Raw genomic sequence first — 7,478 nt, 5'->3', positions numbered from 1 at the left:
GGTGTGCGGCGTGTCGGCCGTTGCGCCCGCCGTTATGCTCGGGCGCGCGCGGGACGGCGGCGCACTGTCGCCGATGTCGGAGGGGTGCGCCACACTGGTGACGACCCCGAGGAGGCGCTCATGGCCGCACCCGACACCCACGACGTCATTCGCGTGCGCGGTGCGCGTGAGAACAACCTCCAGAACGTCGATCTGGACGTGCCGAAGCGCCGCCTGACCGTCTTCACCGGTGTCAGCGGCTCCGGCAAGTCGTCACTGGTCTTCGGCACGATCGCCGCCGAATCGCAGCGGCTGATCAACGAGACCTACCCCACCTTCGTGCAGCAGTTCATGGGCGAACTCTCCCGCCCCGATGTCGATGCGCTCGAGAATCTGAGCGCCACCATCCGCGTCGACCAGGAGCGCATGGCGGCCAACGCCCGCTCGACCGTCGGCACGGCCACCGACGTGCACGCGATGCTGCGCGTGCTCTTCAGCCGGATCGGCCAGCCGCACGTGGGCTCGTCGCAGGCGTTCTCGTTCAACGTGCCGTCGATCTCCGGCGCCGGGGCCGTCACGCACACGACCGGGGCCAAGAAGGGCACGAGAGAACGACGATCGTTCGAGATCACGGGCGGCATGTGTCCCGCATGCGAGGGGCTCGGCCAGGTGAGCGACATCGATCTCGACCAGCTCGTCGACATGACGCTGTCGCTGAACGCCGGCGCGATCCGGGTGCCCGGCTACACCGCCGATGGGTGGATGGTGCGTGTCTTCAGCGAATCCGGCTTCTTCGACCCCGACAAGCCCGTTCGTGACTTCACCGCGCGAGAACGCGACGACTTCCTCTACAAAGAGCAGGTCAAGGTGCGCATCGCCAACACCAACATGACCTACGAGGGTCTCGTCCCCAAGGTCACGAAGAGCATGCTGCAGAAGGATCGCGACGCGCTACAACCTCATGTCCGGGCGTTCGTCGACCGGGCGGTCACCTTCGTCGCCTGCCCCGCGTGCGCCGGGACGCGCCTCAACGACGGAGCCCGATCGTCCCGCATCGGCGAGGTCAACATCGCGGATGCCGCGGCCATGCAGATCACCGATCTCACCGCCTGGGTACGGGGGATCGACGATCCCACCGTCGCGCCCCTCGTCCAGGCGCTGCGCGACACGCTCGACGCCTTCGTCCACATCGGGCTCGGATACCTGTCGCTCGACCGTGCGAGCGGCACCCTCTCGGGCGGCGAGGCCCAGCGCACCAAGATGATCCGCCACCTCGGGTCGAGCCTCAGCGACATCACCTACGTCTTCGACGAGCCCACCGCGGGGCTGCACCCGCATGACATCCAACGGATGAACGAGACGCTGCGCCAGCTGCGAGACAAGGGCAACACCGTGCTGGTCGTCGAGCACAAGCCCGAGGTCATCGAGATCGCCGACCACATCGTCGATCTCGGTCCTCGCGCGGGCCGCGAGGGCGGCACGGTGCAGTTCGAGGGCGACGTCACCGGGCTCCGCGCGTCCGGCACCCTGACGGGACGCTTCCTCGATCATCGCGCGCACCTCAAAGACACCGTCCGCGTGGCGTCCGGCTCGATGCCGATCCGCGGCGCGACACAGCACAACCTGCGCGGCGTCGACGTCGACGTCCCACGCGGCGTCCTCACGGTGGTCACCGGAGTGGCGGGGTCGGGCAAATCATCCCTCATCCACGGCAATCTGCCCGCCTTCGACGACGTCGTGGTCGTCGACCAGACCGCCATCAAAGGGTCGCGTCGCAGCAGCCCGGCGACGTACACCGGCATCCTCGACGCCGTGCGCGCCGCCTTCGCCAAGGCGAACGGGGTCAAGCCCGCCCTGTTCAGCGCCAACAGCGAGGGGGCGTGCCCCGCGTGCCGCGGACTCGGGGTGATCGTCACCCAGCTGGGGTTCCAATCGACGGTCGAGACCGTCTGCGAGCTGTGCGAGGGCACGGGGTTCTCCGACGACGTGCTCACCTACACGCTCGACGGAAAGAACATCGCCCAGGTGCTGGCGATGTCGGTGGGCGAGGCATCCGCCTTCCTCACGAAGGGCCCGGCGGCGGCGGTCCTCGGGCGCCTGCGCGACGTCGGCCTGGGATACATCACCCTGGGGCAGTCTCTGAGCACGCTCTCGGGCGGCGAACGTCAGCGGCTCAAGCTCGCGATATCGATGTCCAAGCCGGCGGCGGTGTACGTCCTCGACGAGCCCACGACAGGTCTGCACCTCGCCGACATCGACACCTTGCTTCGACTGCTGGATCGACTGGTGGATGCCGGCAACACCGTCGTCGTCATCGAGCACCATCAGGCGGTCATGGCTCACGCCGATTGGATCATCGACCTCGGGCCCGGCGCCGGGCGAGACGGCGGGACGATCGTCTTCGAGGGCACGCCCGCCGAGCTGGTCTCGGCGCGTTCGACGCTCACGGGCGAGCACCTGGCGCGCTACGTCGGCGCGTGACGCGCTGGCGCGCCGCGTCCGCGCGCGACGCCCCGGCGCGCTACGTCCGCGCGCGACGCCCCGGCGCGCCACGTCGGCGCGTCGATAGGCGTTCCGAGGTTCGTCCGGACCACGCCGCGGGCGGTGAAACGACCCCGACGAGGCGAAGAGGTCGCAGACGACAGCGACGCGACCGATGGCCGTCCGCCGCGCGCGTTCAGCCGCGCGAGGGCACGGCCGCGTCGTGCAGGTGCCGTCCGCCGCGCGCGTTCAGCCGCGCGAGGGCACGGCCGCATCGTGCAGGTGCCGCTCGCCGTGCGACAGCACCTTCACGATCACGCCGCGACGCCGCAGGTCGGCGACGGCTCGGTTGGCGTCCTCGCGGGTGAGCCCCAGGGCGTGGATGCTCGCCACGACCAGGACGTCACCGTGGGTGAGGGTTCCGAAGAAGCGGTCGAGACGGTTCGCCCACCCCTCGAGTGTCTCGGGCGCGGGGTGGCGGAAGCCCTCGATGGGCACCCCGAAGCGGGTGAGGTCGTCGCGCTGCTGCTTGACGGTCGGCATGTCCGGGCGCGAGACCACCAGACCGACCAGGCGCGAACCGGCGGGGCGAGCGCGCCACCAGTCCCGGTCGCTCTGCAGCTCGGTGAAGCACCGCGGGCACTCGGCTGCCGCGTGCTCGATCGAGATGTGAGCGCCCTCGGCGGAGCCCGCGGACGAGGGCAACGTCGGCGTCGAATCGCTCATGGGAACCTCCGCGACCATTGTGCCCCACGGTCCTGCGAAAGCGCCCGGCCGATCTCCCGGGCCCGCGGCGCGATGCGAGCCGCCGACCCGGGCCGGGGCTCAGTGTGCCGAGTACCCGCCGTCGACCAGGTGGTAGCTGCCCGAGACGAACGAGGCGTCGTCGCTCAGCAGGAACAGCGTGAGGGCCGCGACCTCGGTGTCGGTGCCGAGACGTCCGGTCGCGTGCTCCTTCTCGAGGTGGGTCAGCGCCTCGGGCGAGAGGCTCGCGCGGACGAGCGGCGTGTCGATGAAGCCGGGTCCGACGGCGTTCGTGCGCACACCCTGGGCCGTGTACTCCAGCGCGGCGACCTTGGTGAGCCCGACGAGGGCGTGCTTCGCGGCCACGTAGGCGGCGCTCTGCGCGATTCCGACGGACCCCAGGACGGATGCCATGTTCACGACCGCTCCACCCCCGGAGGCGACGATGGCGGGCAACTGGAACTTCAGGCCGTAGAAGACGCCGTCGAGGTTGATGGCGCGTACGCGGTCCCAGGCGTCGACGTCGTAGTCGCCGATGGGTGCGGCCGGACCGCCGATACCGGCGTTGTTGACGGCGAGGTGCAGTCCGCCGTAGGTCTGCTGCGCGAAGTCGACGGCCGCCCGGGAGTCCTCCCAGTTCGCGGTGTTCTGCACGAACGTCGCGGCGGTTCCGCCCGCGTCGGTGATCTGGCGGACGACGGAGTCGGCGGCATCCCGATCGATGTCGGTGACGACGACCGAGGCGCCTTCGGCGGCCAGTCCGCGGGCGATGGCGGCACCGATCCCGCTGCCGGCACCGGTGACGAGGGCGACCTTGTGGGTGAACCTGCTCATGGGTGATCTTCTCTCCGGCCGTCGAGTCACCGCGGCTTTCGCGGCGACCGCATGCACGTGAATGAAAACCCGGGCCGGTGGTGGCCTATTCCGCTCAGTCGTCCTCGCCGTCGTCGATGCGCAGTTCCAGGCTCAGCTGATCGGCGTCGAGCTCGGCCAGCGCGTGTCGGAGCGCCGCGGTGCTGTAACGACCGTCGCGGCCCAGCGCGTGCAATCGACGGCGCATCGCCTCGATCGACGCCAACCGCAGTTCCAGGAAGTCGCGGACGCGCGCCGACGCGTCGTCGTCGGGCGGCTGCGTGAGCCGCGCTCCCGCCCGCTCGATCAGCTCAGCGGGGAAGGTTCCGCCATCGCGGCGCGTCAGCGAACCCGCTCGGACCGCCGCGATCGCGGCATCCCGCAGCTCCCCGTCCAGGGCGCGTTGCTCCTCGCGCGACGGTCCCTCGCCGCCCTCGCCGGCCAGACCCGCGGCGCCGACGGCGCGCGACAGGGTGAGACCCTGCAGGACCAGGCTGAACAGCGCGACGAGGAACGCGACGAAGATCAGCAGCGGACGAAGGGGGCCGAGATCTTCGGGCAGCGTCTGAGCCGCGGCCAGCGTCACCACGCCGCGCATGCCCGCCCAGACGATCACGGTGCCGTGTCGCGCCCCGAGCGGGGTGTCGCGGTAGTAGTCGAGGTCGGCCATGGTGCGGGCGATGCGCGTGCGCATCCAGCCGACGCGACGCGCGGTGCGCGCGGGGTCGGCGGCGCGCGCGCCGAACTGCTCGGGCGACTCGCGGTAGGCCTGCTCGAATCGGTCCAGACGCTCTTGCGCGCCCGTCACGCGATGCGCCTCGCGCAGACGCCGGCGGCTCCGCCGACCCTGCACCCAGATGAGCGCCGACACGTACAGGGCCCGCACCGCGAGCACGATGCCGAGCGCCGAGAGCGCGAGCCACGCCGCGTGCCAGAGCCCCTCGTCGGCGCGGACGTTCGCGATGACGATGTCCTTCAGTTCGAGGCCGAACACCAGGAAGACGCCGCCCTCGAGGATCAGCTCGACCGTCCGCCAGTTCAGGCGGTCGCTGATGCGCTGCTCGGGGGTGAAGCGCCGGGCGGCGCCCTGCCCGGTGACGATGCCCGCCACCACCGCCGCGACCAGGCCCGATCCGCCCAGGTGCTCGGTCGGCAGGTAGGCGATGAAGGGCACCGTGAAGCTCAACGCCGTGTTGGCGGCGGAGTTGGACACGCGCTCGCGGACCCGCAGGTTGACCCAGCCGACGACCGCTCCCACCGCAAGGGCGACCACGACCGCCCAGGCGAACGAGGCCAGGGCGTCGCCGAAGGCGAATCCGGATGCCACGGCCGCCGTGGCCGTGCGCAGCAGCACCAGCGCGGTGGCGTCGTTGAGCAGGCTCTCGCCCTCGAGCAGGGTGACGACGCGCGGCGAGATGCCCAGGCGTTTCGCGATCGAGGTGGCCACGGCATCCGTGGGACTGAGGATCGCCCCCAGCGCGATGCCGAGAGCCAGCCCCAGGCCGGGGATGACGGCCCAGAAGAACAGGCCGAGGACGATCGAGCTGAACACGACGAGCAGCACCGACAGCCCCGCGATGGGGGCGAAGTCGCGGCGGAACTCGACCGCCGGCAGCTGCACCGCGGCCGAGTAGAGCAGGGGCGGCAGCACACCGACCAGGATGATCTCGGGGTTCACCGCGAACGGCGGGATGAACGGCAGCAGGCTGACCCCGGCGCCGATGGCGAGCAGGATCAGGGGACCCGCGATGTTGAACCGCGGCCCGATGACGGTGGCGAGGGCGACCACCACCACGCCGGCGATGACGACGATGAGCGGATCGATCACCCTCCGAGGCTAGCCCTCGGTCTCGACCCGCCGGGAGTCGGCCCCGGGTCAGGACTCCGCGCGCACCGCCTCGGCGACCGCGCGGAGGCCCGTGAGCGTCTCGGCGAAGCTCGTCGACAGCGGAGACAGGCCGATCCGCAGGCCGTGCGGGTCGCGGTAGTCGGGGATGACGTCGTCGCGCCACAGCCGTGCCGTCACGGCCCGCATCGCCGGGTGCGACAGCGTCACGTGGCCGCCGCGCTCGGCCGCGTCGCGCGGAGAGGCCAGGCGAACCCCCAGAGGGCTCAGGATGCCGTCCGCCACCCGGATCGTGAACTCGGTCAGGGTGACGGACTTCTCCCGCACGGCGGCGATCCCGGCGTCCTCGAGCAGGTCGAGGGTGTCCTGCATGGCGATCATGGCGAGCACCGGCGGCGTCCCCGACAGGAAGCGGCGCATGCCGTCAGCGGGGCGGTAGACCGGGCCCATCGAGAAGACGTCGGCGGCACCCATCCACCCCTGGACGGGCTGCACGAGCCGGTGCTGGTGCCGCGAGGCGACGTAGGCGAAGGCGGGGGAGCCCGGTCCGCCGTTGAGGTACTTGTAGGTGCAGCCGACGGCGAGGTCGGCGCCCCAGGCGTCCAGGTCCATCGGGACCGACCCCGCCGAGTGGCACAGGTCCCACAGCACGAGGGCGCCGGCCTCGTGGGCGATGGCGGTCAACCCCGGACCGTCCGCGAGGTATCCGGAGCGGTACGACACGTGGCTCAGCAGCACCACCGCGGTTCGCGGTCCGACCGCAGCGCGGAGCAGGTCGGCATCCACCCCTCGTGAGGTGTCGACGTCGACCCAGACGACTCGCGCTCCGCGTTCGGCGGCGATGCCCTCGACCAGGTAGCGGTCGGTGGGGAAGTCGTCGCGTCCCACGACGATCTCGACGCGATCGGGGTCGGCAGCGGACTGCGCGTCGAGCGCGGCCCGCAGCAGCTTGTACAGCAGGACCGTGGTCGAATCGCCGATCACGGTCTGACCGGATGCCGCGCCCAGCGCGATCGCCCCGATGCGGTCGCCGATCGCGAAGGGGAGCTCCATCCACGCCTCATCCCACCCGCGGATGAGACGGCCACCCCACTCGTCGGTCACGAACCGCGACAGCCGCTCGGCCGTGGCGCGCGGGGGACGACCGAGCGAGTTGCCGTCGAAGTACACCAGCGCGCTCTCGGCGCCGACGAACGCGTCGCGGTGGCGGGCGAGCGGGTCGGCGGCGTCGAGGGCGGCCGCCTCGGCAGCCAGGCCGTCATCGGCATCGCGGTGGTGCGGGACCTCGAGCCGGTCGACGGATCCGAAGTCGGGGGAGGGGTCAGTCGACACGGGCGAGCTCCTCGGTGGCGACGACCGTGCCGCGGCTGAGCCACGTCGCGAGGTCGTCGGGATCGGTGGGCGCGGGGCCCGGGATGAAGGTCGACAGGCCGGCCGTCGGGGCGGCGGCGGGCCAGGGGTCGCTCAGGGCCTCGATCAGGCGGTCGCCGCGGACGCCCGCCTCGTGCAGGGCCAGCAGTTCGCGGCGGTTGAGCCCCACGGGCAGGTCGCCGTTGCCGAGGTCGGTGCCGTAGAG

5 protein-coding genes and 1 pseudogene are annotated in these 7,478 nt (G+C 71.4%); 1 reads left to right on the top strand and 5 read right to left on the bottom strand.

All coding sequences use genetic code 11. The features are described 5' to 3' along the window. Positions 1–120: 120 nt before the first annotated feature. On the top strand, positions 121–2,460 hold the full coding sequence (locus DBR36_RS04925; protein WP_108317829.1) for an excinuclease ABC subunit UvrA: 2,340 nt from the start codon (positions 121–123) through the stop codon (positions 2,458–2,460). A gap of 249 nt (positions 2,461–2,709) precedes the next feature. Here the strand turns inward: DBR36_RS04925 and DBR36_RS04920 are convergent, their stop codons facing one another. The 5 genes and pseudogenes from DBR36_RS04920 to DBR36_RS04900 form a co-directional block, all read right to left on the bottom strand. Next, positions 2,710–3,186: a dehydrogenase gene (locus DBR36_RS04920; RefSeq protein ID WP_108317828.1), complete on the bottom strand. Its 477-nt coding sequence runs from the start codon at positions 3,184–3,186 to the stop codon at positions 2,710–2,712. 99 nt (positions 3,187–3,285) lie between these two features. Further along, positions 3,286–4,038, bottom strand: coding sequence for an SDR family NAD(P)-dependent oxidoreductase (locus tag DBR36_RS04915; RefSeq protein WP_108317827.1), 753 nt, complete (start codon positions 4,036–4,038; stop codon positions 3,286–3,288). 94 nt (positions 4,039–4,132) lie between these two features. After that, positions 4,133–5,884 (bottom strand): sodium:proton antiporter, encoded by a 1,752-nt coding sequence (locus DBR36_RS04910; RefSeq protein ID WP_108317826.1) that lies wholly within the window; start codon positions 5,882–5,884, stop codon positions 4,133–4,135. A 48-nt stretch (positions 5,885–5,932) separates the two neighbouring features. Beyond that, positions 5,933–7,156 (bottom strand): kynureninase, encoded by a 1,224-nt coding sequence (locus tag DBR36_RS04905; protein WP_181373482.1) that lies wholly within the window; start codon positions 7,154–7,156, stop codon positions 5,933–5,935. 67 nt (positions 7,157–7,223) lie between these two features. Next, positions 7,224–7,478 (bottom strand): annotated as a pseudogene (locus DBR36_RS04900) (hypothetical protein); the annotation flags it as partial.

The organism is Microbacterium sp. HMWF026, from assembly GCF_003061325.1.
In the GTDB taxonomy this organism is placed as follows: domain Bacteria; phylum Actinomycetota; class Actinomycetes; order Actinomycetales; family Microbacteriaceae; genus Microbacterium; species Microbacterium testaceum_E.
The sequence above is the reverse complement of the archived record's forward strand: the minus strand, read 5'-3'. Positions and strand labels throughout refer to the sequence as shown.

Bases quoted from the DNA above. Each gene is read 5' to 3' on its own strand.
- DBR36_RS04925 (WP_108317829.1), top strand. From the start codon at position 121: ATGGCCGCACCCGACACCCACGACGTCATTCGCGTGCGCGGTGCGCGT.
- DBR36_RS04920 (WP_108317828.1), bottom strand. From the start codon at position 3,186: ATGAGCGATTCGACGCCGACGTTGCCCTCGTCCGCGGGCTCCGCCGAG.
- DBR36_RS04915 (WP_108317827.1), bottom strand. From the start codon at position 4,038: ATGAGCAGGTTCACCCACAAGGTCGCCCTCGTCACCGGTGCCGGCAGC.